The following is a 24,268-nucleotide window of genomic DNA, read 5'->3' as shown; positions in this document are numbered from 1 at the left end:
TCGGGATCATTTGCAGTCACACTCGGCGATTGCTTTGTTCACTTTGCGGATCACTCCGGGGCTGATGGTCTTGTGTCCGTCGGGGATGGTCATGGTGTGTCGGCCCGTCGGGCAGGCCCAGAAACCGTGGCTGCCCTTGGCATCACGCACACGCGTGAACCCGGCAGCGCGCAGTTCTTTGGTCACCTTACGAGTCGGCTGCTCCGCAATCATGACTTTAGTCTACCCCCCTAGACTGAAACAAGTCAAGGGGGGTTGATGTTACGTGGGTTGTTTCGCTCGACCTGTAGCGAATGCACGTCGGTTCGCCCAGCTCGTGTCTGAGATATCTACGTCTTCGGGTGGACTGTTGTACCAGGGATGTGGGTCATGTGGGACTAGGAGTTCGTAGGTGGCTTGGTCGAAGTCGTCGAGTTTCCACCTCGAGTCACTGACGCCGAGGATCTTGCTTTGGGTTGTTAGTCGGGCGGCCACGTCACCGAGTGTGAACTCGCCTGCTGCGAGAGCTGTTGCGATTGATTGTGCGAGCGGTGTGATCTGTTCGTGTGCAATAAGGAACTGGATCATCGACCGGGGCGCTTCGTCCTCGGCCGCGTTGTCCTGGGCTCGTAGGTGGTTCAGCGTTCGGGCGGTCATGTCGTGACCGAGGTTGGTGGTCACTGTCTTCCAGCACGACGGTTGGTCACCATTTCGTTCGGTGAGGCGCACGATCTCGAGTCGCGCGTCGATCGTGGGTGCCTTGTTGAGCGCCTGTGTGACGGCGGGCTCGCCAATCGCGTCCGTGAGTTGAGTCAGAAGTGTGGCGACCCAGGCGATGACATGACGTGGAGGGTTCATGAAGAAGCTGTCCTCGTCGTCAGGGATCTGCCCAACGACAGACAGCAAGGTGTCGATTAGAGCGAGACGTTTTGTATCCCCGGCATCATTTAGCGGGATGGCCTCTGACGTGTCGGTGCCTTTGTCGATCACGAGGAGTACTCGTTGGACGTTGGGCTGTGTCAAGAGAGCTGCCAGGGCCACGGGGTCGCCTGCGGTGGCCGAGTTGACCGCCTGGGCTACTTCAGCATTGGCAACGTCGTGGGTGGGGATTCCCATTGCAAAGTATCGGTCGAAGAACCGCGGATCGTTGATGCGAGGAGGGCGAGGAGTGCCGCTGGAGAATCCGTGGGGGGAGAGTTTCGGGAACAGGTCGTGCAAGAGAACGCGGGCATCTTCCCGAGACGATTTCGGGACGGCCGCCCGCGCTAGAAGATCCTCGACGCTGAAGGGCTCGTACTCGATAGTTGACCCGGTGTTGCGCTTCATCTCACCGGTGTGGCCAGACACCAGCTCGTCACGCCATCGCGGCAGCTGGATGTAGAGCGTTGGGAACGCCGCGCGTAACAAGGTCAGCACAATGACGTCGACGTCGTCGATCTCTTCGGCGGCCACGAGGGGGAGGTGGTGTCGTAACTGTGCAAGGTATCGATCGATGGCGCGGGGTGTCGACAGTTGTGACAGGTAGACGTCTATGAGCTGGCTAAGGCGCGAGCTGGTTAGTGCCGGCCGTTGCGCCTCGGTCATCGCGGCGTCAATTCCAGCGTCAAGTCGGAACAGGAGTTGAGGACGCAGCAGCGGTGGTACGACAAGCGGGTACTGAACGATCTTCTCCATGAATCGAGCTGCTTCGCCATCGTCGTTCTTTCCGACCAAGTTTGCGCCAGAGAGAGTTTGGTAGAGCGTGGCTTCGTCGTAGGCGAGCAGGTAGTGGACACCCGGAAAACGGCCGAGAAGTCGAACAACTTTGAGTAGCGCGAGCAGCTCGCTGGTCTGTAGACGGTCGATGTCATCGGCGATCATCAGGACGGGTGTGTTCAGCTTTTTGAGGGTTTCAACAGCCTTCTTGAAAGCGGCGTCCCATGGTTCTTGTTGTTTTAGGGCGTCGCCGGCGGCGCCGACCGCTCCCGCGACCACGCTGCCGCCGAAGGGCAAGGCGTTCGCTGCGGGTGCGGATACTTGTGCCAGCGTACCGAGTGCATTACGCACCTTTTCGGCCTTCTTCTTCTTTGGTAGAGCTTCGCCGAGCGATGCGTAGAAATCTCCGAAGAGTCCACCAATATCGCTTGTCGCCCAGGGGGTGAATCTCGCGATTCGCCAGTCGGGGTGGGACCGCTGGAGTTCTTCGCCGATCATTGCCAGCATCGAACTCTTCCCGCTGCCCCAGGGGCCTGTCAGGCCGAAGACAATGCTGTCGTCCCAGGAGTGACTCGCTGCGACCAAGTGGGCGGCGTGCACCGCGTAGTCCGCTCGATTGAAATCATCGTCGTCTTTCGTTGTGATCGGAGAGTCGCTCCACGCAGCAGCCATAGCCACAGTCTGCCCAGAGTGTGCACCCCGACCGCCGGACGGGTGGAGTTGCTGTGGCGCGGAGACACCACCGCTGTCCCCAGCTGGAGGCCGCGCAGCGGCCGATTGTTGGTCGCGCGAAGCGCGGCCGTTCCCCGAATGCTCCGCAGTGTGAGGCGGGATGCCCTACGGACGGTAGTCCGGCGGAGCAAGATATGACTTAGGTCCCCTAAGTCGTGGTGTTCTGCCTAGCTTGGGGCTAGGCTGAACACCGAGAAGAGATGAGGTTCCGCGCTTGGGGCGCGGGCCTTCGGCACCGGGACGGCATTGGCAGGGGGTTCGCGTGACGGGGAGTACGTCGGTGCGGCGCAAGCGGCAGGCGAATGTTCCTGGTGGGCGGACTGCGTCACCGTTCAAGGTCAAGCCGACTGATGAGCAGCGCGAGTTGTTGGTGTTGCGCGCGGCGGCTGAGGGGGTGTCGGTGCCGCGATTGTTGATCGAATCGACGCTCAATCCGCAGTGGCGGGGTGAGGGTCCGGACGCAGTGATGTCGCGCCGGCAGGAGGCGTTGGTGGCGTTGGAGCAGGCTGCGGACACGCGGAATCTGTTGCTGGCGATCGGCCGCAACATCAACCAGATCGCCAAGCATGTGAACTCGACTGACGGTGAGTTGCCGGAGGAGTTGTCGGCGGCGTTGGCGTCGGTGACCCGGTCGTGCGACGAGGTGACGCGGCGTATGCGTCAGGTGTCGTCGGGTCGTACGGCTGCGCGGTCTGGGGCGGTGACGCGGTGAGGGGCAAGATCACTCGCGGCCAGAAGATGGCCGGCCTGATCTATTACTTGCAGGGTCCGGGTAAGCACAACGAGCACACCAACCCGCACATGGTTGCCGGTCGCGGCGGTGCGGTCGAGCGGTTCATGTGGTCGGCCGATAGCTCGGTTCGGGTGTTGTCGAAAGACGACGCGATCGCGGTTGCCCGCGAACTCGATGAACCTCACGTGCTGCATGACGTGAAGGTCCCGTGGGTCGATCCCAAACGTAAGAAGGCGGCGCTGGCGGAGGGCTACACCGAGACCGGGGCGCGGGCGATGGCGCGGGTGGAAGATGCGAATGTGTGGCAGTGCTCGCTGGCTCTGCGAGCCGACGAGGCCGAGTTGAGCGATGAGTTGTGGGGGAAGATCGCCGAGGACTTCATGCGCGAGATGGGCTTTGACTCGGTCGATCCCACCGACGCCGGTAGCCGGTGGGTGGCCATCCATCACGGCAAGAGCGCGAACGGCAACGACCACATCCATATAGCGGCGTCGATGGTCCGTGAGGACGGGTCGTTGGTGAAGTTGTTCGTGCCCCCCGCGCCGGGACAGAAGCCGCAAGGTGACGGCCCACGTTCCTCGAAGGTCATCCAGATGCTCGAACGCAAATACAACTTGCAGATCGACCGGGACGACCAAGCTGTGTCGCCGTCGTACCACCAGGCTGAGGTCGAGACCGCGTTGCAGATGCGCCCCGACGTTGATGCACCCGCCGTGGAGGCCGGCCGCACGGCCGATCGCCCGGTTACCGAGGCGGGCAAGAAAGCAAAGCAGCAGCGCGGCGAGCCGGTGCGGTTCGAACTGGCACGTCGGGTGCGCGCGGCCGCCACAGCAGCCAACGACGAGGCCGACTTTGTCGAGCTGTTGGCGAAGCAGCTCGACGTAGTGGTGCGGCCGCGATGGTCGGAGACCGAGAACAAAGTCGTCGGCTACTCGGTCGGATTGATGTCGGCGGGGACCGACAAAGCGAGCGTGGACGCGGCGGACGTCGTTTGGTACTCGGGAACGAGTTTGGGTCGCGACCTGACGATCACACAGCTGCGTAAGCAGTGGGGTGTGGCCAGTTCGGAGATCGACAGCATGGCTCGGCGGCGGTGGCGCACGCTTGCAATTGGCGCACCCGCACGTGATCCCGAAGCGGTCGAGCGAGCACGAGCGAAGCTGCCGTACACGGTGCCCGACGAACCGGCAGTGGCAGCGGCCGAAGGTGTCGATGCTGCCGCGATCCAGCGGCGGCAGCTAGACCAGGCGCGCCGCGAGCTGGCGGGGTGGACCGACTACGTCCGGTCGATCCCTGCCGAAGACGGCGAGCAGGTCGCACGAGCAGCCGGCGTTGTATCGGGGGTGTTCGCCGCGTGGTCCTCGCGCACCGAACCGATCCCCGGGCCACTGGCGCACGCAGCGAACACATTGGCGCGCACCGCCTCACGGACCTACAGCCGACCGCGCCCGGTGATGCGCACCCGGTCATCGGGCACACGCGCCGCCGCGGTGTTGATGATGGCGTCAGCGCACACCGACCCGGCGATGGCGTGGGCGATGGTCATGGGCCAACTCCTGGCCGCTGTCGAAGCGATCGCCGACGCACAAGCAGCTGCCAACAACGCCGCTGCTGCACAACGTTTGACAGCGCTACGCGAGCAACAACTTGCTGAACGCGCCCAACGAATCGTTGGCACCACGGCAGTCCTCGAAGCTGAACCCGCACGCCGCCATCTCTCGGACGACGAGTTCGCCGCCCTGCAACCACCGACACCAACACGCGGCCCACTCGCGCAACCGTCCAGCGATACGCGACACCAGGACGCCTCACCCCGGCGAAGCGGATACGACGACGCACTCCGCCGCCGGCGAGACGGGCCACGCCGGTAAGCCGTTTGACCGACCCCACGGGCTGATTGCAAGCCCTGCAACACTTGTGGCCATGACCCGGCACCGCGTGTTCTCACTCGCCCGAGGGACTGTTTCTTAATCGGTGTTTTGGCCCGACACGCTGGGTGAATGCTCAGCGGGAAGGGTGCCGTGATGACGACACTAGATGATGTGACGAAGAAGAAATCGACACCACCGTCGGCCGAGGAGGCGGCGGCAGCTGAGCTGGTGCGGTTGGCGAAGGAGCAGGGCCTGTCGTTGACGGGTCCGGATGGGCTGCTCAAGCAGTTCACCAAAACGGTCCTGGAAACCGCGCTGAACGAGGAGATGACCGAGCACCTCGGGCACGACAAGAACCAAGCCAAGCCCGATCGGGAGTCAACAAATATCCGCAACGGGACCCGGCCGAAAACGGTGCTGACCGAGTCCACCGGCCAGGTACCGATCGAAGTCCCCAGAGACCGCGAAGGCACCTTCGAACCGCAGATCGTCAAGAAACGACAGCGCCGACTCAACGGCGTGGATGAGATCGTTTTATCGTTGTACGCCAAGGGTTTAACGACCGGTGAGATCAGCGCGCACTTCGCGGAAATCTACGGCGCATCGGTCTCGAAGGAGACCATCTCGCGGATCACCGACAAGGTGATCGAGGAGATGCAGGACTGGTCCGCGCGGCCGCTCGATGAGGTGTACGCGGCGATTTTCATCGACGCCATCGTCGTCAAAGTCCGCGACGGCCAGGTCGCGAACAGGCCGATCTACGCCGCCATCGGGGTGAGTCTGGACGGCCGCCGCGACGTACTCGGGTTGTGGGCCGGCACCGGTGGCGAGGGCGCCAAGTTCTGGATGAGCGTGCTCACCGACATCCGCAACCGCGGCACCAAGGACGTGTTCTTCCTGGTCTGCGACGGTCTCAAAGGACTGCCGGAGGTGGTGGAGAACGTCTGGCCGGCCACCACCGTCCAAACATGTGTCGTGCACTTAATCCGCAACACCTTTCGGCTCTCGGCACGGCAGCACTGGGACGCGCTCAAACGGGAACTGAAGCCGATCTACACAGCACCGAGCGAGCCCGCCGCCCGAGCTGCTTTCGACGACCTGGCCGAGAACTGGGGCACACGGTATCCGGCGATCATCCGGATGTGGAACAACGCCTGGCCAGAGTTCATCCCGTTCCTCGACTACGACACCGAGATACGGCGAGTCTTGTGCTCTACCAACGCTATCGAGTCTCTGAATGCGCGGTACCGGCGTGCGGTGAAAGCACGAGGTCATTTCCCCAGCGAGCAGGCCGCGTTGAAATGTTTGTACCTGGTGACCCGTTCGCTGGACCCGACCGGCAGAGGTCAGGCACGATGGATCACACGGTGGAAGCCCGCTCTGAACGCTTTCGCGATCACCTTCGCGGACCGTTGGCCCGGATCAGAAACCTACTAATGGAAAACGGCCGAAACACCGTTAACGGGATAGTCCCTCGCCCGAATCACTGGCCATAGTGTGTGGTGGGTCTTTATGGTGGTGACCCTCTTTGCGGGTGGCATTACTTGGACGGGTGCCAGTAGTTATGGCTACGGCTACTTCCTTGGCGCCACGTCCCCCGCTGGGTGGTCAGGGAACTGGACGGCCAACACTCCGATTCAAGCGCCAGTGGCTATCGCGAATTTCTCTGCATCGTCGTCGTATCAGGACCCGTGGACGCAGTTGGAGGTGTGGTCGTTGGTGACGTTTGCGGTGGTGCTCATCGCCGCTGCGGTCGAGGCGATTGCAGTACGCCAGGTAGTACCGGGGATCGTGACGGTAGCCGCGCCGTGCGTGGCGTTTGGACTGCTGTTGTTGGCTACCCCCGGTGTCCTCGACGCTGTCGAGTTCAGCACGATGGCCACCGTGGCTGTGGTGTTGGTTGCAGTCGCCGTCCGTGAAACTTGGGCACGCCGCTTCGCCCCGACGCTTACCGACGAGTGACTAACGAGCCAGCTGCCGTCGGCGGCTATTCCCGCACAGACGAAGTGGATCTGTACTGAACCAGTGCTACCGCCGTCATCGTGCGGTCGTAGCGGTACTTCTGGTTGGGATGCCGTCGATTCTGTTATTCGGCGATGATCAGTCGGTAGCCGCCGTCGTAGTCAGTTTGAGCGGTTAGGTGTCCGTAGCGCCGGTCCCATGTTCCGTCAGCGATGTCGGTTCTCAGTTGTCGGATCCCGGTGTCGACCGCGTGCTGGTCGAGTTGGGCCAGGCCTGAGCAGCAGGCACGGACAGCGGGGTTGAGGTAGGCCTGTGGCCGCTGCCAGTTTGCGACCAGGACACCGTCGCGCATGTCGGCGGGGACGCGCAACGTGCGGATGTCCTCGGATTCGAGCAGGGACGCGAGACGTTCGACCGAGGGTGCACGGCCGAGCTCGAAGTGAGCGATTTCGGGAATGTAGTCGCAGAGCCAAAACTGGGCGTGCAGCGTGGGGTCGTAGGTGAGGACGACTTGTCGGCGCGATACCCGACGAAGTTCGGCAATGCCAGCATCCACGTCTGCCCAGTGATGCACGGTCAAGATGGCGAGCGCGACATTAAACTGACCGTCCGCGAACGGCAGGTTTTGAGCCACTGCTTGGACAACCGGGGCGCTGGCCTGCGTCCGCTGCTCGATCATGGTCCGCGATGGCTCCACCGCCACCACAGTCCGGTCTGTGGGTTCGTAGGAGCCAGTGCCCGCGCCGACATCGAGCACCCGCAGACCATCACCGATAGCGCATTCGATCTGCCGCATCCATCGCGGTTCTGGCTGGCGGCCGGTGGCATAACCGATCCCAATCCGGTCGTAGACCGGTGCGACACCATTCACATCGTTCCGGCGTTCGCCGCGCTGACCTTCTTCAAGCATGTGCCGTCCCCCTTTGCTCGTCACGACCATAGATACGGCCAAGCGGTAAACGGGCCGCATACAGATGAATTCAGCGTCCTGCGCTGGCTTGGAGCGTTTGAACGGTGGTGACGAAGTCGGCGGGTTTGTCTACGGAGATTGCTAGTCGTCGGGTGTATGCGTCAGCCATCTGTACGGGGTGGTTGAACTCGATGGTCACGGTGCCCTCGCCGTGACACAGTCTGCCCACGTTGGTGTGCGGGTCAATGACTAAGCCCGACCGGCCGGTGTTGTGCGTGGTGGCAACACGGCCGAGCCTCACCTGATCGAGGGGCAGTCGGTACTCGTAAAAGATGCTGTCACGCAACACGATGAACCGTTCATTCACTTCGTGCGGAAGGGTGCGCAGTGACGCGAGGATCCCCAGGATCCAGGACACTGCGTACAGGTGAACTGCGGCCAGAACCCACAGCCACCAGCCGTGGCCGAACATGGCGCCCACGACGAACTCGATGATTAGCCCTTCGAGGACGAGTAGCCCGATGACCATGCCGAGCAGCGGTCGGAGATCGCGGCCATAGGAGAATTTACCGCGACCCGGCCGGCGATGACGCGGCCAGCGAGCTAACGCCCACCACGCTCTGGCTTCGATCCCCATTGCCTGTGCGGCACGCCGGGGGAGCACTGAGCGCAGAGCCGATTGAGTTGCTTCCCAGCGACTTTCGCTACCTGCGCTCGCAGCGCTCCGATAGTGGTGCACGGCGGCCACAATCACTGTCAAACCAACGACCGCTAAAGACGCTTCCACGAGCACGAACACCCATACCGCCCGCGCCAGACTCAGCACGCCACCAGCCACCAATGACAGTTCGACTAGCACCACAGTCGGAGTCAAACAGGCAAGCGCTCGGCGAGTCCGGACTGTTGCCACCACGCTCTTCCTCCCTCCCCAGAGAAGGCCCAACAGCCAGTGTAATGACGAACGACGAGACAGGCTCAGCAGTCGAAACCCGCAGAGCACACGGCCCCGGATGGACATGGGCGCTCGGATTCGAGCGAAGTCGGCTCGGGACGGCTGAGTGCCGCTCTACAAGGTCAAATATTGGATGGACCGCCGCGATGTCGGTGACTTTTACGCCCTTCGGGCGGCGTCAGGATCGCGGTCGGCTAGGGGTCGACGTAGAAGCTGCCGGCGCTGGGAGTGACGGCGTAGATCCTGGGTTGACGCGGGTACTCGCCGGTGACGACGACCTGTCCTGGGCCGGTGCGGGTGGCGGCGCGGCGGTGGGGGAAGTCGAGGATGGTGCCGGCGGCCCCGGTCGACAGGTTGCGCCAGTGGAAGACATAGCCGTACCCGACCGGTGTCGGGTTGATGTGGCTGTCGCCGTAGAAGACGCGAGGCTGGTAGATGCCAGCGCCGCCGTAACCCCACACGGCGCCGGGCACCTGCAAGGTGATGGACGACTTCAATGACGGCTGCGGCGGAGGGGCGGCCGCAGCGGTTGGGGCCGCCCACAACGATGCAGCGGTGGCCACACTGAGCAGAGCGCACGACATCACACGCTGACGTTTCATCGCTCGACGGTATAGGCCGCAATCATCCTGCGGTAGTCCAGGACTGGCGCAGCATTGCCTTGATAGGGGTAAGCCTGGTCCCGGTGCTCGCGGTCTAGGGGGGTGCGAGCACCTGGATGCGACGGGGGGAGTGTCGCATTGGGACCAGGCTCGGTGGTGAACGTTAGCAGTGCGCACGGACATTCGTGGTGTCACTGGGAGGTGTTTCGACACACACGGCACTGAATGGCTAGCGGGTTGGGCCGATTGGGTTGCGGCGAGGCGTGTCGTGGATGGGTGTGGAGGGTGCGTGTCCGTTGGTGGCTCGGGCGATGTCGTGGCGAGGGTGGCTGGCTGTGGCGTCGAGGACTGACGGCGGGCCTTGGGCGCGGTCGTTGTCGCGTTGTTGCCGGCGTGGGCGACTCGGGTACCGAGCTGATTGCTGGGCGGGTCAGTGGATGGTTCTTTCTGGATCGCTTGGGCTTGCTCGAGGAACACTGAGGCTTGGGCGCGCTGCGTCTCGGAGGACTCCGGCCGGAGTATGAGGTCGGCGCATTGGGTTTCGGCGTGGTGGGCGAAGGAGCGGCGTCGGGTGCTGCCGGGGGGTTCTCTGTCGGCGTCGATCAGGTTCTGTCGGGCGTCTTCGAGGAGGTAGGCGGGATCGTCGGGAATGCTCACTGGTGGAGGTCCTTTGGTTGAATGGGTAGAGCCGCCGACACGTGGGGTGTCGGCGGCTCCAGGTCCGGGCGTTAGATCGTTTCGCCCCAGAAGTAGTACGCCTGCACGGGCCAGAAGTCGTGGAAGCATCCCGACACCCTGATGTAGGGAGTCATCGCCGTTTGGCAGGCCTGCATCGACGGGTACGGGCCCACTTTGTAATTGGGCCAGTTGGGATCGTCGGCGTTGGCGGTGCCTGCACCGGCTCCTACCGCGATGGTGGCAGCGGCAACGATTGTCATTGCGCTGGCGGCGATTTTGGAGCGTATCGAGGTCATGGTGATCCTTGTCTTTGGTTGCAGAGAGTTGCAGAAGACTGATTGCTGTATGCGATTGCTTGTGTCGAATCGTTGAATGTTGCGGCTGTGTGGCTCCTTTCGAAGTGGCCGTGCGATCGGGCTAGTCCCGGTCGCTGAGGTCGTAGGTGTGCGCAGCGATGCGCAATCCGAAGGTGCGTGGTGTCGCGATGAGTTCGGCTGCTGCCTTCCCGGCGGCGGCGGGGTGCGCACCGTTGACGGGTGTGAGCACGAGATAGACCTCCCCGGCGCTGGCGGGGTGGGCGTCGACGGTCACTGTTCTCAGTTGCTTGGTGAGGCTGGCTGCCCATTGGGTGTCGGGTTGGACGCCGCTTGGTAGTGCCGCGCGCACGATCACCATCTCGTGCGCCCCTGCTGGCGTTGAGCTGGTGGTGTCACCGGCTGGGTGGAGGCGGCGTGGGTGTTCTCGGGTGGCCCGGCGACCAGGGATGCTGTCGTCGCCGGGACGGTGGTGGCGCGCAGCAGCTCCGACATTGCTGCTGCGGTATCCGGCGGTGACGGTGAGGAAGAGCGCTGCTGGGCTGCTACTGCTTTGACTCTGTCCGGGCGGAACCCAGACCAGTGGTGCTCGCCGGCAACCACCACGGGCGCTTGCTGATAGCCCAAGCTCATCACGTAGTCGCGGGCGTCGGGGTTGGTGGTGATGTCGACGGTCTCGTAGTCGATGCCAGCTTTGTCGAGCGCTTTGTAGGTGGCGGTGCACTGCACGCAGGCCGGTTTGCTGTAGACGGTGATCGGGTCCGCGGGCTGTTGGGGCGATGGTGCGCTCAAGGGTGCTCACCGGCCTGAGGCGGCCGGTGTGGCCAGCAGGTCGGAGAGGCGGTGTTCGTGCCAGTCGCGGTACCCGGGGGCGTCGAGGCAGATGGCGGTGGCCGGGTTCTCGGCCGAGTCATCAACGTGTGAGAGTGTCACGGCCACCAGGTGTTTGACCCCGGCGCGGGCGAGCGCCGCAGCGTCGAGGCCGGGGTGGCTGTGGTGGATGATGACTCGCACCATTTCCAGGCCCTGATCGTCGCGGACTTGGCCGGCGAGCCAGACCGCTTTGCGGGCGGCATCGGTGGCCACCGCCAGCTCGTCGGTCATCTTGTCTCGGTCGTTGGGGTGCACGTTGCCGAACCACACCGGGTCTCCGGCCAGGTCGGCGATCGCGAACGCCGGGACGATCTCGACTTCATCGGGGTCGTCGCGGCTGGGTTTCTCGAGGAGTTCGCCTGCGGTGTACAGCTCGACGGTGGGCGCATCGGCTGATGAGTCCGACAGGTGGCGGGCTTTGTCGGCGAGGGCCGCAGCGGCGTCAGCACGCATCTGGTCGAGGTCGATGCCGAGCTGTTTGCGTAGTTCCGTGCGCACTTTGGGCCATAGCGACTTCCCGCCGTGGCGCTTCTTCTCGCAATATTTGAAAAGTGCGCTGGGTGAATCGAGGTCGTGGAGCTCGTCGGCGTGCTCGGCGACGAACTCTTTGGCCTTGGCCCATTCTTCTGCGCGGGATAGCGCCATGAGGGGTACTCCTTCTCACTCGGGTGGTTGGTTGCAGAGATGTCGAACGTTCCTCGGGGTCAGCGTGATTGGCGGTGCTGGGGGCCCTGGGTGTTGGTGAGGTTGCGGACCTGACCGGTGGTGTTGGCTTTGCCGGCAGTTTTGGCTTTTGCTCCGACCGCGGCCTGTGGCGGATGGGCGGAGCTGATGTCAGCGGCCATCCGAGCGGAGATCGCTTCCTCGGTCGCTTCGGTGTTCTCGCGCACCCATGCTTCGGTCGCCTCCCGCCTTTCCACGGTGTCGTAGCCGGCAGGACGCTGATCTGCCGCTTTCGCTGCCGCCGCATCGAGGTTCGGGCCCGTCGCGTCGGTGGCCAGTGTTTTCACTGCTGCCACTGTCGGTTCGGCGTCGGCGGCCAGCTGCGCACCAGAGGCGATGACGTCCGCCAGCGGCGACGGCGTGCTGTCCGGGGAAAGGCCGGTGGTGGGATCGGGCATGTTCAGCAGCGAGGCAGCTGGGTCATCGGGTGAGGCGGTGTTGGTGTTGGTCTGCGGCAGATTGAGCAAGGGTCGTGATGGATCGATGTCCTCGACCTGGTCGTCGCGCTCCGGGGTGGGCGGCAGATTGAGCAGCGGTGACGGCGTGCTGCCAGGAAGGCCGGTCGCGCTGCGCTTCTTGCCGGCGAGCATCGCGCGGATCTCTTCTCGCGCTTTGGCGGCGGCGGGGCTGTACTCGACAGGGGTGTGGGCCGGTCCACCGTCGGCGTCAAGTTCGGCGTCGACTTGGGCGTCCTCACGGTCGGCGTCAGCAATGAGCGAATCGGCGAGGTTCTGGGCGGTGAGCCGGTCACTGCCAGCGTCTTGGCCTTGCTGCTGTTCACGTTTGCGTTCGGCATCACGTTGGGCGCGTTGGCGGGGTGTCATGTACGCCTCCGCCAACGCCGTGTCGAGGTCTTCCTCGGACACGTCGGCGAGGTTGAGTCCTTTTTCGGCGCCGACGCGTTCTTCGATGACCTCTGCGGCGTTGATCGCCGCTCCGGACTCGCCGCGCCATTCCTGGGCCTGGCGGTACGCGGTCGCAATCTTCTCCGGTGTGGCGTTCTCCCACCACTTATCGCGATCGACTCGATTGAGCTGGTACTCAGCGATCCGGCGTGCGGTCTGATGTCGTTCCCGGTCAGCGAACAGGGCATCGCGAGCGGCGTTCCGGTCAGCGATGGCCTGGTCTCGAGCTGCTTGCTGTTTGGCCCGATCTTGCTCCCGGGCCGTCTGTTGCGCCGCCCGATCCTTCTCTGCTTCGCGAGTGCGCAGCTCCCGCTCCTGCGCGTCAATGTCGGCTTGGCGTTCGCGGGCGATGCGTTCGAGTTGCTGCTGACGCTGCTGACGTTGGCGGGCGCGGTGCTGGGCCAATTGGGAGGCCATTGCCAACGCCACCCGCATCACCTGCCCAAACGCTCGGCCTACTTCCTGCTCATGGCCGGTATCTGTCTCACTCACAACGGGTTTCCTTTCCTAGGGGTGTGCGGGCTATCGGCTGGGAGAGGCCGCGGGTTGCGGCGTTCTACCGGCCTCGGCCGAGGGCGCTGGTGGTGGGGTGGTGCGGGTACGCACGGCGTCGGTGACCTCAGCTGGGGTGTCTTCAAACAGCCCTGGCGGGGTCGGGTCGCACGGAAGCGGCGGAAGAGACTTCGCGTGGTGGGTGGCTTTGCAGCCGACCAAAGGTCCGCTCGGGGAGGTCAGCGCATTCATCAGGGGCAGCAGGTAGTCGCGCTGCCACACCGCAGGCCCGGTGCCTGGGTCGTTGCGCAGCACCTCGAACGACAGCCACAACCCGGTTAGTGTGACGACTGCTGGTTCGTGCTCGAACCAGCGTGGGCACCACAGATAGTCGCGGCCGTGCACAACATCTCGGCGAAATACCCGGGCGATGTAACCGGTCACGAAGGCATCGAGGGTTTCGAATTGCAGTTGCGGTTCTGGCGGATACACCAGGTCAGCAACCGCTTCGACAATCGCTTCGTCCACCGCCGCAGGGGTGAACGCTTGGTGCACTGCGCGAGCGGTGTCTGCCTCGAACTGAAGGAGCAGCTCACTGCCCTCGATCGCAGAGCTGAGCGGATCGCCGGTCGCTTTCGCAAGGACCTGCCCGATGGATCGTTGGGCAGCGTCACCCAGCGTCTCGACCAGTTTGTCAGCGATAGCTGCGACAGTTTCTGCACCGGGGTCACGAGGTGGGGCAGGAGCGTCAAACCCGTTGTGGTCCAGAGTCATCGCGCAGATCCTCCGTCGTTCAGGTCGAGGAGGGTTTTGGCAGCGTCGTCTTCGTCGGTGGCTTGCTGGGCCTTTTTGCCCAGTGGGGTGTTGAACCAGAACTCGGTCTCGATCAGGACCGGGGCGGCTGACCCTCCGAACGCGATGACGCGGCCGAACGGGATCGCTCCGAGGTCGGCGACGTCGAGGACGCGTTCGGTTTGGGTGCTGCGCGAGGTCGAGCCGCCTCCGCCGCCGGAGCTGCGGGATACCGACTGGTACTGGTACTGGCCGATCAGTTGGGAGAAGTCGCCCAGGGGGTCGGTGTCTTTGATGCCGCCGCCGTAGATCGCGACTCCTGCCGCATCCCAGAGCGTCGACCAGCCTTCTTTGCCGAAGGTCGCCACGCCCTGGCTCCAGGACTGGAACATCGCCGAGAGCAGGATGCCGCGCGAGCCGTAGTGGGTGTACTTCTCGGCCATGGCGGGCCAGCGCAGCACGTTGCCGGCCTCATCGAGCTGGCAGACCAGCGGCACCTGCAGACGTCCACCCTGCTCGGCGGCGAACTGCTCGGCGGCCTCGCACACTGCCACGGTGAGCAGCGTGGCGATGGGTCCAGCGGAGCTGCCGTCACCCTTGCCTCGAGACAGGACGTAGGCGGTGTCTTTGGACCGCACGAACGCGTCCGGGTCGAAGTGTGGTCGGCCGTCGCCGGGGTCGGTGATCCAGGCTTGGATGGTGGACATGGTGAACACTGACGCCCAGTTCAGGGCTGTTTCGAATACACCGCCACGCTGATCGGATGGGGAGGCGACCGCGGCGCGGACTTCGTTGGCGAGCCGGGGCCATCCGTGGCGGTCGAGGATCTCAGCGGCCTCGCTGGCGTCGGTGGGAATGGCGGTCCAGGCGGCGACGATCGGTGCGGGTTTGCGGTCGAGTGCAGCAGCGAGCAGGAGGCATTTGAGCAGGCGAGAGGCTGCTTTGTGGAAGAACTCGGCGCTGCCTCCGCCGCCCCCTCCGGTGGGCACGCCGTCGACGGCCAGGACAGAGACCGCTTTTTCGGCGGTGTCGTCGTCGGTGATGTAGGTCAGGGGGTTCCACCAGAAGTCCGGTTCGTGGTTGGCGATCTTCTGGAGGTCGAACAGCCAGATCCGGCCCATGCGCCGGCGCAAGGCGCGGGTGGCTTTGACCATGTAGTCGTACTTGTTTGAGGTGGCCAGCACCGCGCCGGGCGCAGCGAGGATGCCGGGGATGATCCGGCTCAGGGTTTTACCGCGTCGAGGTCCCCAGATGTCGACGGTGCAGGTTTCCCAGTTGGAGTACAGCCGTCTGCCGCCGGCGACTGCTTTGCCGAGCGGAAGCCCGGGACCGAATGCTCGGGGGACGCCCAGGGTTGCGGCTTTGGCGAGGGCACCGCGTTCGGTGAGGAACTCGATCTGGCGGCCGCGGCCCATCAGACGGGCGGCCCGGTCGAAGTCGCGGGCTGCGGGGTTGGAGCGGCGCACATACAGCCACACACCTGCCGCGGCCAGCCCGACGAGCAGAAGCGTTTCGGCGACGGCAATCGCCGTCATCGCACCGGTCCAGGGCGTCTTGTCCTGGGCAATGCTCAACGTCAAGGCTGCCGGGTTGATCGGAGCATTGTCGGCGCCGGACAGGTGAACTGAGGACACCAGCACGATCGAGACCACCGCGAGAACGGTGATGGCGATGCCGGCGAGGACTAGCCCGGGGTCGGTGGCAGATTCGCGTTTACCGGGGGTGACCCGGCGGGTGGTGCCCATCATGTTCATCGGTGTCTCCTAAAGTGCGGCAGGGTTATTCGGCGTTGTCGGGGTAGGTGGCGAGTTTCCAGGTGCCCTCGACCTGGCGGAGCTGGGCGTGGACGGTGAACGAGCGGTAGGGGGTGGATCCGCCGTTGAGGTGGAGGACGGTTTGGGTGACGTTGGCGCGTCCGAATGCCTTGCCGGGGCTGGTGAGGGTGGCTTGGGCGTCGGTGACGCGGGCGGTGATCAGATCACCGGAGCTGCGCCACCCGGCCCATTCGGTGCTGGTGCGCACACCGCGAGCATCGGGGGTCTGCGCTGAGGCGAGGGCGTCACCGGTCAGGTGCGGGGCCGCGCGGCGCAGGGCGTCAGTGGGGGATTTATCGGTCACCGGTTCCCAGCTGAAGATCGCCGCCAGAGCTCTGGTCAGCGCCCCACTGGGCGCCGGGGCGTCGACGAGTCCTGGTGGGGCGGTGTAGTGCTCACCGTGCTCGTGGTCGGTGTGCGGGCGGTGGTCGTCGCTGGATCCACACGCGGTGATGCCGAGCAGGGCCAGCACCGTGACCACGGCGACGGCGAATGTGGTTGCGGGGGTGCGGGTCATCGTTGATCCAGTCCTTGTTGGGCGAACTCGTGCATGTAGCGCACGACATTGGTGCCGTAGGGGCGGGTTTGGACGTCGTAGTCGCCGCCGGAGGGCTCACCACCGGCCTCGAGGATCGCTCCGACCCCGGCGTTGTAGGACTCGGCGTAGAGCTTGGGTGCGCCGCCGTCGGCGGGGGCTTTGACGGTGCCTTTGGCGATCGCCTCGTCCACGATGCGGGCGTTGTCGCAGGAGTAGCGGCCTGCGGCCATCACCGCATCGCCGATGTCGGTGGGTGAGGCAGTGCCGTTGCCGTCATCGTCTTTGGCCCACGACGGGTAGGTGTAGTCCATGAACTGCATGGGGCCTCGGGCGCCGACGGGGGACACCAGCGAGGCGTTGAAACCTGTTTCCTGCTTACCGATTCCGGCGAGGAACGCGGAGCTGATTTGCGGGCACAGCTTCCCGGCTTTGCGGAACCAGGGTTCGTACTCCGGGGGCACTTTGCCGGCCGCGAGGTTGTCGACCCCGCCGCCAGGGGTGCCGCCCTCGGGCTGGTCACACTCGGCGGTCGGAGCGCTGCCTGAACCGTTGACCCCGGGCGCGGTGTAGACCTCGTTGCCCTTGGGAGCGCCGCCGCCGACGACGGTGACGTGCACGTGGTCGAAGTGGTTTTCGGTGGGGGTGCCGCGGTCTCCCATCGTGCTCGGGGCACCGACTGCGGGGAAATACTGCTGCCGCCAAATGGTGTATTCGACGTGAAAGAAGTCTTTGTTGTCCAGGACGTACTTGTTGATTTCGTCGCCGAGCGCGATCCCGTCCTGGGAGGTGTAGTTCGGGATCATGAAGTCGACGGCGCGACCTTCAGGGTGATCTCCGACCGGCCCGCCGCCGGCGCGCCATCCGCCGATGGTCTGGATCTGAGGGAACTTGGCGGCCACGGCACGCGCAACGCGCACCGAATCGACCTGGAGCTGGGCTTCGGTGCCCTTGGTGGCCGGTAGCGGTGGCAGCGGTCCGCTCTCGGCAGCAGCCTTGGCGTCCGGAGCGGGCGCGGGAGTGGTCGCGGCGTTGACGAAGGCCCCGGCGGGAGCGGGCGTTTTGTTGGTGACCCCGGCTTCTACGGACGTGGTCGGCCACGCCCCCCATCCCTGGGTGCCCAGGACGCGGTTGGCGACCTCCATTTGCTGTTTGCGGGTGGCTTTGTCGGCGGTGGCGGCGTATTGGCCGCCGCCGTTGCCGGTCCAGGTTTGCGGATTGAACTGCAACCCACCGAAATAGCCGTTGCCGGTGTTGATGGCCCAGTTGCCGCCGGATTCGAGCTGGGCGACCTTGTCCCAGTCCGCCGCCGAGACCACCGTGGAGTCAGCGGGTGGGGGAGCACGCGCTCCTACCGGGGCTGGAGCGGGAGCCGGTGCGGGCTCGGCCGGGGGTGCGGGTTGGGCAGGTGGGGGCGCGCTTCCGGGTTCGGGGCTGTCGTTGACCCATCCGGCCGGGTCGATGGCGGTGCCGCCACCGAAGTCGCGGTGCCCCCCGTCCCAGACCTCGAAATGCAGGTGTGGACCGCTTGATTGGCCGTTGTTACCCAGCGCGGCGATGTGTTGGCCGGCGGTGACGTGTTGGCCTGGTTTGACGAGCACGCCGTGGGGCCACATGTGCCCGTACACGGTGGACCACTTGTGGCCGTTGATGTTGTGGTCGAGCACGATCCACTGCCCAAACCCGGAGGCGTCACCGGCCGCGATGACGGTGCCGTCGGCGGCGGCGTAGATCGGTGAGCCGTCGTCGCCGGCGAGGTCGATGCCCTGGTGCATGCTGCCGTCGCGGGGCCCGAAACCCGAACTGATCACGAAGTCAGCGGTTTTCATTGGCTTGACCTGCTGGCCGGGCGACAGACTTGCGCCGGCCGGTGCGTCGATGACGCTGGAGTTCAGGGGAGCGCAGGCATCGTCGTCGCTGGCGACCGAGGACACGATGATGCCGCAGGCACCGAGAAACAAGACGATGCCCAGGATGAAGGCCATCGCCCCCTTCGCGGCGCCCTCACCCATCAGAGACCGTCGCGGTAGTGGCGGCGGGCGAGGTCGGTGAGTTCGCGGTTGATGCGCTGGGCCACCGCGAGGCGGGCTTCGTACTCGCGTTCGCGCACGCCCAGGGTGTCGTCCCGGCCGACGCCGGCCAGTTTGCACCAGCGCAGCACCGTGGTCACCCCGCAGCCGATACTGACCGCGACCTCGGTGGCGGCAGCTGAGACAGACATGCCGGTGTTGCGCAGCAGTTCACGCACGGCTGAGACGGCCAGCTCCTGCACTTCGACGGGGTGCGCGGCCCGCGTCGGGTTATGGGATCCGAGTCGCTCGAGGAGGTCCTCGACCACCTCATCGCCCGAACCGTCGGTGGCGGCGTCGGCACTCATCGACGTGCCCCCGTGGCGTCAGCAGTCGCCTGCTCGGCGGCAAGGGTGGTGGGCCGTCCCCGCTTGAACCGGCTGTTGGTGTTGTGCAGCTCCAGGGCGCGTTCGGTGGGCGTCAGGTGCATCTGCACGGGGATGCCGGGAAGATCGCTTTCGCCGTTTTTGATGAGGAACTTGCCCATGCCGGGCGGGATGGAATGCCCGCCGGTTTGTTCGGCCCGTTCCCCGGCGGCCCACCGGTCTTCGCTGATCTCGGGGACGACCGGGTCGTCCACGCCGCGCGGAGTGGTGGCCCACTCGGCGAGGGTGGCTGATTCTTGGGCGTTGAGGTTGACTTTGCCTTCCATCAATTTGGCTTCCTCGATGGGCAGCGGAAAGCAGATCGTGGCGCGGGCCCGGTCAAGAAATCCCATGGCGCGCTGGCGATCTTCCATCGAGTCGAACGCCTGGAGGTCTTTGACGGTGTGGGTGGTGAACAGGGTGCCGGTGCCTTGTTTGCGTTGCACGCGGGTCACTTCATCGACCCGCTGCACGATGCCGTTACCGACGCCGAGGACCAGCGAAAACTCGTCGCACACCAGGTTGTAGTTGCGGGGGCCTTGCATGCCGGCGTCGGTGAGTTTGTGAGAGGCCTCCACGGCCGAGAAGCCGTCGGACCAGCACGCCAGCAGCACCGCTGCGCGCAGGGCGTGGTCGCTGTCGGGGATGTTGGACATGTCCACGCACACCCCGAGGGCATCGATGTCGATGGGCGTTTCGGTTTGGGCGTTGAAGATTTCCCCGAACTGTCCCGAGACCATCTGGTCCAGGGATTGGCGCAGGTTCTCGGTCAGCAACAGGTAGCGGTCGATCGCCAGTTCGTCGCTCGGGCGCCGGCCCAGGGAGCCTGAGGCGTCGAGCAGGTCGCGGGCGCGGGCGAGTTCGGGGTCGGTGTCGGTGGCGGTGGCGGTGGCATCGATCAAGGTCTGCGGCACTTTGCGCAGCAGGTCGAGCACGTCGCCGGGGATGGGAGCGTGGGTGAGGGTGAACTCGTTGCTCGAGGCGTACAGCACGCGCAGCGCGGTGGTGAGCAAGGTCCGTTCGTGCGGGGCGATGCGTTTGCCGGCCGAGATCTCCAGCAACCCGATGGCCGCAGACACCTGGCGGGCCCGCATTTCTCGTTCGGCCATCTCCCGGTGCGCAGCGGGCAGGCGGGCGATGAGTTTGCCGAACGCGCCGACGGCCAAGGGGTTGAGCGGATGGCCGAAGCCGACCGCTGACACCTGCGGGGCGTACGGCTGCCCGGTCTCGGGATTGATGACGACATTGCCGTAGTCGTCGCGCTGCACCATCTTGCGCATCAGGTCGGTGAAGTCGGGGCGATGATCGCCCATGATCAGCGGTCGCACCCCGGTGGCGATGTCGTACATCACCTGGCGTCTACCGAAGGTCGACTTACCGAAACCGTTGAGACCGAACACCATCGCCGACGGTGCGGTGATCTCCCCGGCTTCAAACCACTCGATCGCCGAGAACCCGACGATCGCACCGGTCACCTGATGAATGCCGGTGGGTGCGCCGGTCAACGGCGCCGAAGCACCGATGGGGAACGGGTAGAACCCGGGCACCTGAGCGGTGGTACCCCGAAACTCGTTGGGACGAGGCACGTGGGCGACGGTGCCGCCGCCTTTGCCGTCATAGCCGGCGTCGGTACGGGCCAGCGACGGAATGTCGAACTCGATGGGGCGTTCGTGGGCTTCGCGGCGCTGCTGGCGGCGACGGGCATCGTTGTCCAGGCGGGATCGGGCGACCGCGGCTTTGATGCCGAGGCCACCCTGGCGGGTCTGGTCGGCGAGATCCTCGCGCTCTTCCTCGGAGTACAGCTCGCGTTGCTTTTTCTTCTTGACCTTGGTGGCCGGGGGCGGGGTGGTCAGGGTGCCCGCGTGTAACGCCAGCACATCCTCGTCGGCCGGGACCGGGGTCTGCGGGTCGCGGTGACGGCCGCTGCGGGAGGACAAATCGGTAATGGTCATGAGCGCTACCTACTTTCGGGTCGAAGGGCCGGTAATCAGTCCGCAGCGCGGCGGTGGCGGTGGCGAGTGGGCTCGTCGGTGATGTCGCTGTGCTCGGGCAGGAGCACCCCGATGCCCACGCCGGCCGCGAACAACTCGGCGTGCCGGTCATAGCCCTTGCGCAGACCCAGACGGCCATAGAGGGGCAGACCGTCGGTGACCGGCTCGATCGTGGGTGTGCGGCCGAATGGTTCGGTGGCGGTGATGATCCCGCCGAAACGCTCCAGGTGTGGGGTGTGCAGCAGCGCCGACGGATCGTCCGGGTCGATCTCGGGGGACAGGCGGGTCGAGCGATAGGTGACAGTGACCCTTTTGCGCGGCACCAATGCTGCTGGTGCGATCAGTGTCTGGAGCACTTCGGCATCGAGAACGTGGGGGCTGATCAGCCACGACGAGGAGACAAAGTCGTCGTGGCACAGCAGGGTACGCACCCGGTGCGATTCCACCGGCCCGATCTCGGGCCAACTGACCCCGTCGGTGTCGGTGATCTCGTTGTAGGCCGCGCACACCAGGTCGAGCACGTCGCCGGTTCCCATCGGGGTCACTGCCAGCCCGGTGCCCAGCAGCGATCCGATCAGCGCCGGAAGGCGTGCGCCGACTTCCACGCCCATCTCCTGCGGCTCTTTGCGGGTGTCGTCTGCGACGGCGGCGAAGGTGACCGACACATGAGCGCGCACGGCGATGTCGGTCTCGGGGTCGAGGTAGTGATGTCCCTCGGCCAGGAGCCATTGACGGCGGCCGTCGACGCTGGCCGGGGCGCTCTCGCACACCGCTGAGAGCCCGACTACGTCCGGGGCGTCCGGTCCCATACTGATGGCCCGATGCCCAAACAGGTTCGCCCACTGGGCCAATGAGCCCTCACAGTTGAGGAGCACCGTGTAGTGCGCGGTCTGCTCAGCGTGCACCAAAGCGAAGATGTGGCCACCGGCTGAGGGGTAGTCCGCGATCGAGAGTGGTGTGGACACCTGCGGCAAGCGGGCGCTGGTGCGGACCAGGCGGCGCGAGCGCCCAAGAACCGACACCATCACCGGCTCCGCTCGTCGTCAGCTGGTCCCTCGATGCCTGGGGCGGCCGCCGATCCAGAGGGGGGCCTGCGGTCTGGTGCGAACCAGCGGTGGGCCAGCACCACCATGAACAAGGCGTAGATCGGGGCCAGCGGAGCGGCCATATGGTCGGGTACCAGCCACACCAGCGATCCCGCGCCGAGCAGTGCGATAACGCAAAACACGATCGTGCGAACGCTATTGATGACGATCAGTTTCAGGAAGTGATGGCGGCGGGCGTCGTCGGTGGGTGAAGAGTTGAAGATGGGCATGGTGTGTGCTCCTGGCTGGCGGTTAGGCGGCGAGTTTGTCGGAGACGGAGGCTTCTTCGGCCAAGATCACGCCGAACCCGAGACCGGCTTCAAAGACGGCGAGTTGCTGGTCCTTGGCCGCGGTGAGACGAACGGCGGCAGCCAAACCGAGGTCGGTGACCAGGGTCTCGACCTTGCGGGTGTCACCCTCGACCGGAAGGGTCGCGGTGACGATCATCGACACCCGGGTCATACCCGCGCCGCGAGCTTGTTCCTGGCGGGCAGCTTCGCTGGACTCCATCCGCACCAGCGACCGTTCGGACAGCTTGCCGACGTGGGTTCTGATGGCCTGGCGGGCGTCGTTGTGGTCCTTGTTGACGATCTTGGTGGCCTGGGACGGGGTGTAGGGCTGGTAGACGAATGTCACTCGCTTGCGGGGGATTTCGGCACGGGTGTTGAGCAGATCGGAGAGCACGTTGGAATCGAACGGGGCCTCGGGTTCGCCGGCCATCGTCCAGTTCAACGATCGGGCGGCGTCGTGCAGGTAGCAGTCATGTTGATCCGAGGCGGAGACCGGGCCGCAGTCTTCCCACCGCAACCGCATGGGCTCGCCGGTCATCAGCCCGGTCTCCAAGTCGAGTTCATCTCCGGGAGAGAATGATCGGCGCACGATGGCGCAGATCTCGCGCTCGAGCATGGGTCGCACCCGCAGCCCGGCGGAGTGGCAGTAGTCCTTGACCCGGCCCAGACGGCGGGAGATTTCCTCGCCCATGTCGGTGGCGTCGCGTTTGCGGAACGCGGTGTCGGCGCGCCAGGTGACCGCTACGCGGGCATCGAGTTTGACTTCGGCCGACGGGATTTTCTCGACAGCTTCGATGATGACCTGGCGGGCATCGACCGGCGAGTTCTCATCGAGGCGTGAACGCATCAGGGTTGAGGCTCTTTTGCCTGATTCGGGCAGAGTTTCGATGGTGATGGTCACCGCGACCAGGTCGGGTGACTGGCCGATGAAGGTGAGCATGTCGCCCAGGCGTGCGACCCAGCGGTCACGGGTGGCTTGAATGTTCCACTCCCCGCCCTGGGGCCACGTACGCAACACCAGCGTGTAGAAGTTGCGGGAGGACAACTGGATCAGCCCGAACGGGGCGCTGCCATCGCCGGGATGAAAGTCGAAGGTGCGGCTGGTGGCCAGCAACCCCGGTGGCGGTGTGCCGTTGGGGATCTGGCTGAACGGTCCGGACCGGTACATCGATTGTCCGCGCCGTTGCTCAGCGATGACCGCCCCCTTGCCCATCGCCACTTCCCACAGTGACCGGCCACCGATCGAAATGACCAGCGGCACAATCCCCAGCGCCAAAGCAACCGGGTAGCCGAGGTACTTGATGATGGCGGGGAACGGCAGCATGAGCACGATCACCCAGGTGAACAAGGCACCCAACAAGAGCATCGTGGAGAACATGGTCAGGCCGAACGCGCCCGCGGAACGAAACGCATGGGCGGGCCGGTACAACAACCGCTGTTGGGAGGGCTGCTGACTCATCGGGGTCACTCACTTTCAGGTGGTGCTGGCTACGGGGTGGGCAGAGGTGGGGTTAGCGGTCCATGGCGTTTTCGCCCCACCCCGATTGCATGCGCGGCTGCATGGAGATCGGGGGACCACCGACGTCGGATTCATTGCCCACTGCCGAGCCCGCCGCGCCCACCCCGGCCCCGGCCATAGCGCCAACACCACCGGACTCGGTGAGAGCCTTGAGCGGCCCGGCTGAATCGCCGCTGCCCGAGGAGCTACCGGAGTCGTCACCGCCGGACAAGGCAGGCTGGGCCCCGGGTTTGACCGAGGGTGGCGACGAGGGTGGGCTGTTGTTGCTGCCACCGTCCCCGCCGCTGCCCGGGCCGGGACTGCCGGACGAGCTGGTCATCGAACCGCCGGTTTGGCCGCCGGTGCGCCCGGCAATCGGGGAGGTGCCCGCGCCGCCACCGGCTCCGC

General features: G+C 65.1%; 23 protein-coding genes and 2 pseudogenes. 5 read left to right on the top strand and 20 right to left on the bottom strand.

All coding sequences use genetic code 11. The features are described 5' to 3' along the window. Window positions 1-6: 6 nt before the first annotated feature. Complete coding sequence (locus W823_RS33875; protein ID WP_023954665.1) at window positions 7-213, bottom strand: type II toxin-antitoxin system HicA family toxin; 207 nt, start codon at window positions 211-213, stop codon at window positions 7-9. A 48-nt stretch (window positions 214-261) separates the two neighbouring features. Then, window positions 262-2,346, bottom strand: coding sequence for a KAP family NTPase (locus W823_RS33870; RefSeq protein WP_023954663.1), 2,085 nt, complete (start codon window positions 2,344-2,346; stop codon window positions 262-264). Between the two features lie 340 nt (window positions 2,347-2,686). On the opposite strand from W823_RS33870, the gene mobC reads away from it, so the two are divergent. The 4 genes from mobC (at window position 2,687) to W823_RS33850 (ending at window position 6,972) form a co-directional block, all read left to right on the top strand. Further along, window positions 2,687-3,118: a plasmid mobilization relaxosome protein MobC gene (mobC, locus tag W823_RS33865; RefSeq protein WP_051406331.1), complete on the top strand. Its 432-nt coding sequence runs from the start codon at window positions 2,687-2,689 to the stop codon at window positions 3,116-3,118. Then, window positions 3,115-5,010, top strand: a complete 1,896-nt coding sequence (locus W823_RS33860; protein WP_023954659.1) for a hypothetical protein — start codon at window positions 3,115-3,117, stop codon at window positions 5,008-5,010. The genes mobC and W823_RS33860 overlap by 4 nt, the downstream gene beginning before the upstream one ends. A gap of 153 nt (window positions 5,011-5,163) precedes the next feature. Then, the gene (locus tag W823_RS33855) at window positions 5,164-6,447 is read left to right on the top strand and encodes an IS256 family transposase (protein ID WP_031331253.1); all 1,284 of its coding nucleotides are present in this window, start codon (window positions 5,164-5,166) and stop codon (window positions 6,445-6,447) included. 210 nt (window positions 6,448-6,657) lie between these two features. Then, window positions 6,658-6,972: a hypothetical protein gene (locus tag W823_RS33850; protein ID WP_023954655.1), complete on the top strand. Its 315-nt coding sequence runs from the start codon at window positions 6,658-6,660 to the stop codon at window positions 6,970-6,972. 124 nt (window positions 6,973-7,096) lie between these two features. Here the strand turns inward: W823_RS33850 and W823_RS33845 are convergent, their stop codons facing one another. From W823_RS33845 to W823_RS33835, 3 genes are all read right to left on the bottom strand, one after another. Then, window positions 7,097-7,882 (bottom strand): class I SAM-dependent methyltransferase, encoded by a 786-nt coding sequence (locus tag W823_RS33845; protein ID WP_023954653.1) that lies wholly within the window; start codon window positions 7,880-7,882, stop codon window positions 7,097-7,099. Window positions 7,883-7,952: 70 nt separating this feature from the next. Then, the gene (locus tag W823_RS33840; RefSeq protein ID WP_152537972.1) at window positions 7,953-8,642 is read right to left on the bottom strand and encodes a hypothetical protein; all 690 of its coding nucleotides are present in this window, start codon (window positions 8,640-8,642) and stop codon (window positions 7,953-7,955) included. A 386-nt stretch (window positions 8,643-9,028) separates the two neighbouring features. Beyond that, on the bottom strand, window positions 9,029-9,436 hold the full coding sequence (locus W823_RS33835) for a hypothetical protein (protein ID WP_023954649.1): 408 nt from the start codon (window positions 9,434-9,436) through the stop codon (window positions 9,029-9,031). A 483-nt stretch (window positions 9,437-9,919) separates the two neighbouring features. On the opposite strand from W823_RS33835, the gene W823_RS57965 reads away from it, so the two are divergent. After that, window positions 9,920-10,114, top strand: coding sequence for a hypothetical protein (locus tag W823_RS57965; protein WP_023954647.1), 195 nt, complete (start codon window positions 9,920-9,922; stop codon window positions 10,112-10,114). A 50-nt stretch (window positions 10,115-10,164) separates the two neighbouring features. On the opposite strand, the gene W823_RS33825 is transcribed toward W823_RS57965, so the two are convergent. The 15 genes and pseudogenes from W823_RS33825 to W823_RS57960 all read right to left on the bottom strand — a co-directional run. Then, the gene (locus tag W823_RS33825; protein WP_152537971.1) at window positions 10,165-10,410 is read right to left on the bottom strand and encodes a hypothetical protein; all 246 of its coding nucleotides are present in this window, start codon (window positions 10,408-10,410) and stop codon (window positions 10,165-10,167) included. Window positions 10,411-10,531: 121 nt separating this feature from the next. Continuing rightward, a complete protein-coding gene (locus tag W823_RS33820; protein WP_023954642.1) occupies window positions 10,532-10,789 on the bottom strand; it encodes a hypothetical protein in 258 nt (85 codons plus the stop codon). Between the two features lie 164 nt (window positions 10,790-10,953). After that, a pseudogene (nrdH, locus tag W823_RS58585) lies at window positions 10,954-11,184 on the bottom strand (glutaredoxin-like protein NrdH); the annotation flags it as partial. Between the two features lie 42 nt (window positions 11,185-11,226). Beyond that, on the bottom strand, window positions 11,227-11,946 hold the full coding sequence (locus tag W823_RS33815) for a hypothetical protein (RefSeq protein ID WP_023954638.1): 720 nt from the start codon (window positions 11,944-11,946) through the stop codon (window positions 11,227-11,229). 59 nt (window positions 11,947-12,005) lie between these two features. Continuing rightward, window positions 12,006-13,421: a hypothetical protein gene (locus W823_RS33810; RefSeq protein ID WP_152537970.1), complete on the bottom strand. Its 1,416-nt coding sequence runs from the start codon at window positions 13,419-13,421 to the stop codon at window positions 12,006-12,008. 30 nt (window positions 13,422-13,451) lie between these two features. Next, window positions 13,452-14,195 carry a DUF4913 domain-containing protein gene (locus tag W823_RS56215; RefSeq protein ID WP_023954634.1) on the bottom strand — a complete coding sequence of 248 codons (744 nt, stop codon included), beginning with the start codon at window positions 14,193-14,195 and terminating at the stop codon, window positions 13,452-13,454. Then, the gene (locus tag W823_RS33805; RefSeq protein ID WP_023954632.1) at window positions 14,192-15,967 is read right to left on the bottom strand and encodes a type IV secretory system conjugative DNA transfer family protein; all 1,776 of its coding nucleotides are present in this window, start codon (window positions 15,965-15,967) and stop codon (window positions 14,192-14,194) included. The genes W823_RS56215 and W823_RS33805 overlap by 4 nt, the downstream gene beginning before the upstream one ends. A 25-nt stretch (window positions 15,968-15,992) precedes the next feature. After that, on the bottom strand, window positions 15,993-16,544 hold the full coding sequence (locus W823_RS56210; protein ID WP_023954630.1) for a hypothetical protein: 552 nt from the start codon (window positions 16,542-16,544) through the stop codon (window positions 15,993-15,995). After that, on the bottom strand, window positions 16,541-18,574 hold the full coding sequence (locus W823_RS33795; protein ID WP_023954628.1) for a transglycosylase family protein: 2,034 nt from the start codon (window positions 18,572-18,574) through the stop codon (window positions 16,541-16,543). The genes W823_RS56210 and W823_RS33795 overlap by 4 nt, the downstream gene beginning before the upstream one ends. Beyond that, complete coding sequence (locus tag W823_RS33790) at window positions 18,574-18,939, bottom strand: hypothetical protein (protein ID WP_023954626.1); 366 nt, start codon at window positions 18,937-18,939, stop codon at window positions 18,574-18,576. The genes W823_RS33795 and W823_RS33790 overlap by 1 nt, the downstream gene beginning before the upstream one ends. Beyond that, window positions 18,936-20,948: a hypothetical protein gene (locus tag W823_RS33785; protein ID WP_023954624.1), complete on the bottom strand. Its 2,013-nt coding sequence runs from the start codon at window positions 20,946-20,948 to the stop codon at window positions 18,936-18,938. Before W823_RS33785 ends, W823_RS33790 begins: the two co-directional genes overlap by 4 nt. A gap of 35 nt (window positions 20,949-20,983) precedes the next feature. Next, window positions 20,984-22,012 (bottom strand): SCO6880 family protein, encoded by a 1,029-nt coding sequence (locus W823_RS33780; RefSeq protein ID WP_023954622.1) that lies wholly within the window; start codon window positions 22,010-22,012, stop codon window positions 20,984-20,986. Next, window positions 22,012-22,302 (bottom strand): hypothetical protein, encoded by a 291-nt coding sequence (locus tag W823_RS33775; protein WP_023954620.1) that lies wholly within the window; start codon window positions 22,300-22,302, stop codon window positions 22,012-22,014. The genes W823_RS33780 and W823_RS33775 overlap by 1 nt, the downstream gene beginning before the upstream one ends. Before the next feature lie 22 nt (window positions 22,303-22,324). Beyond that, window positions 22,325-23,821: an SCO6880 family protein gene (locus W823_RS33770; protein WP_152537969.1), complete on the bottom strand. Its 1,497-nt coding sequence runs from the start codon at window positions 23,819-23,821 to the stop codon at window positions 22,325-22,327. 52 nt (window positions 23,822-23,873) lie between these two features. Next, window positions 23,874-24,268, bottom strand: a pseudogene (locus W823_RS57960) (hypothetical protein); the annotation flags it as partial.

The sequence above is a fragment of the Williamsia sp. D3 genome, assembly GCF_000506245.1.
In the GTDB taxonomy this organism is placed as follows: Bacteria; Actinomycetota; Actinomycetes; order Mycobacteriales; family Mycobacteriaceae; genus Williamsia; species Williamsia muralis.
Note: the sequence above shows the minus strand (reverse complement) of the source record. Positions and strands in the feature narration are given on the sequence as shown.

Excerpts from the sequence above, each read along its gene's own strand:
- W823_RS33785 (WP_023954624.1), bottom strand. The coding sequence starts at position 20,948 with ATGACCATTACCGATTTGTCCTCCCGCAGCGGCCGTCACCGCGACCCG.
- W823_RS33775 (WP_023954620.1), bottom strand. The coding sequence starts at position 22,302 with ATGCCCATCTTCAACTCTTCACCCACCGACGACGCCCGCCGCCATCAC.
- W823_RS33845 (WP_023954653.1), bottom strand. The coding sequence starts at position 7,882 with ATGCTTGAAGAAGGTCAGCGCGGCGAACGCCGGAACGATGTGAATGGT.
- W823_RS56215 (WP_023954634.1), bottom strand. The coding sequence starts at position 14,195 with ATGACTCTGGACCACAACGGGTTTGACGCTCCTGCCCCACCTCGTGAC.
- W823_RS33835 (WP_023954649.1), bottom strand. The coding sequence starts at position 9,436 with ATGAAACGTCAGCGTGTGATGTCGTGCGCTCTGCTCAGTGTGGCCACC.
- W823_RS33855 (WP_031331253.1), top strand. The coding sequence starts at position 5,164 with ATGACGACACTAGATGATGTGACGAAGAAGAAATCGACACCACCGTCG.
- W823_RS33805 (WP_023954632.1), bottom strand. The coding sequence starts at position 15,967 with ATGAACATGATGGGCACCACCCGCCGGGTCACCCCCGGTAAACGCGAA.
- W823_RS33825 (WP_152537971.1), bottom strand. The coding sequence starts at position 10,410 with ATGACCTCGATACGCTCCAAAATCGCCGCCAGCGCAATGACAATCGTT.
- W823_RS33790 (WP_023954626.1), bottom strand. The coding sequence starts at position 18,939 with ATGAGTGCCGACGCCGCCACCGACGGTTCGGGCGATGAGGTGGTCGAG.
- W823_RS33780 (WP_023954622.1), bottom strand. The coding sequence starts at position 22,012 with ATGGTGTCGGTTCTTGGGCGCTCGCGCCGCCTGGTCCGCACCAGCGCC.
- W823_RS33815 (WP_023954638.1), bottom strand. The coding sequence starts at position 11,946 with ATGGCGCTATCCCGCGCAGAAGAATGGGCCAAGGCCAAAGAGTTCGTC.
- W823_RS33820 (WP_023954642.1), bottom strand. The coding sequence starts at position 10,789 with ATGGTGATCGTGCGCGCGGCACTACCAAGCGGCGTCCAACCCGACACC.
- W823_RS33770 (WP_152537969.1), bottom strand. The coding sequence starts at position 23,821 with ATGAGTCAGCAGCCCTCCCAACAGCGGTTGTTGTACCGGCCCGCCCAT.
- W823_RS33875 (WP_023954665.1), bottom strand. The coding sequence starts at position 213 with ATGATTGCGGAGCAGCCGACTCGTAAGGTGACCAAAGAACTGCGCGCT.
- W823_RS56210 (WP_023954630.1), bottom strand. The coding sequence starts at position 16,544 with ATGACCCGCACCCCCGCAACCACATTCGCCGTCGCCGTGGTCACGGTG.
- W823_RS33795 (WP_023954628.1), bottom strand. The coding sequence starts at position 18,574 with ATGGGTGAGGGCGCCGCGAAGGGGGCGATGGCCTTCATCCTGGGCATC.
- W823_RS33870 (WP_023954663.1), bottom strand. The coding sequence starts at position 2,346 with ATGGCTGCTGCGTGGAGCGACTCTCCGATCACAACGAAAGACGACGAT.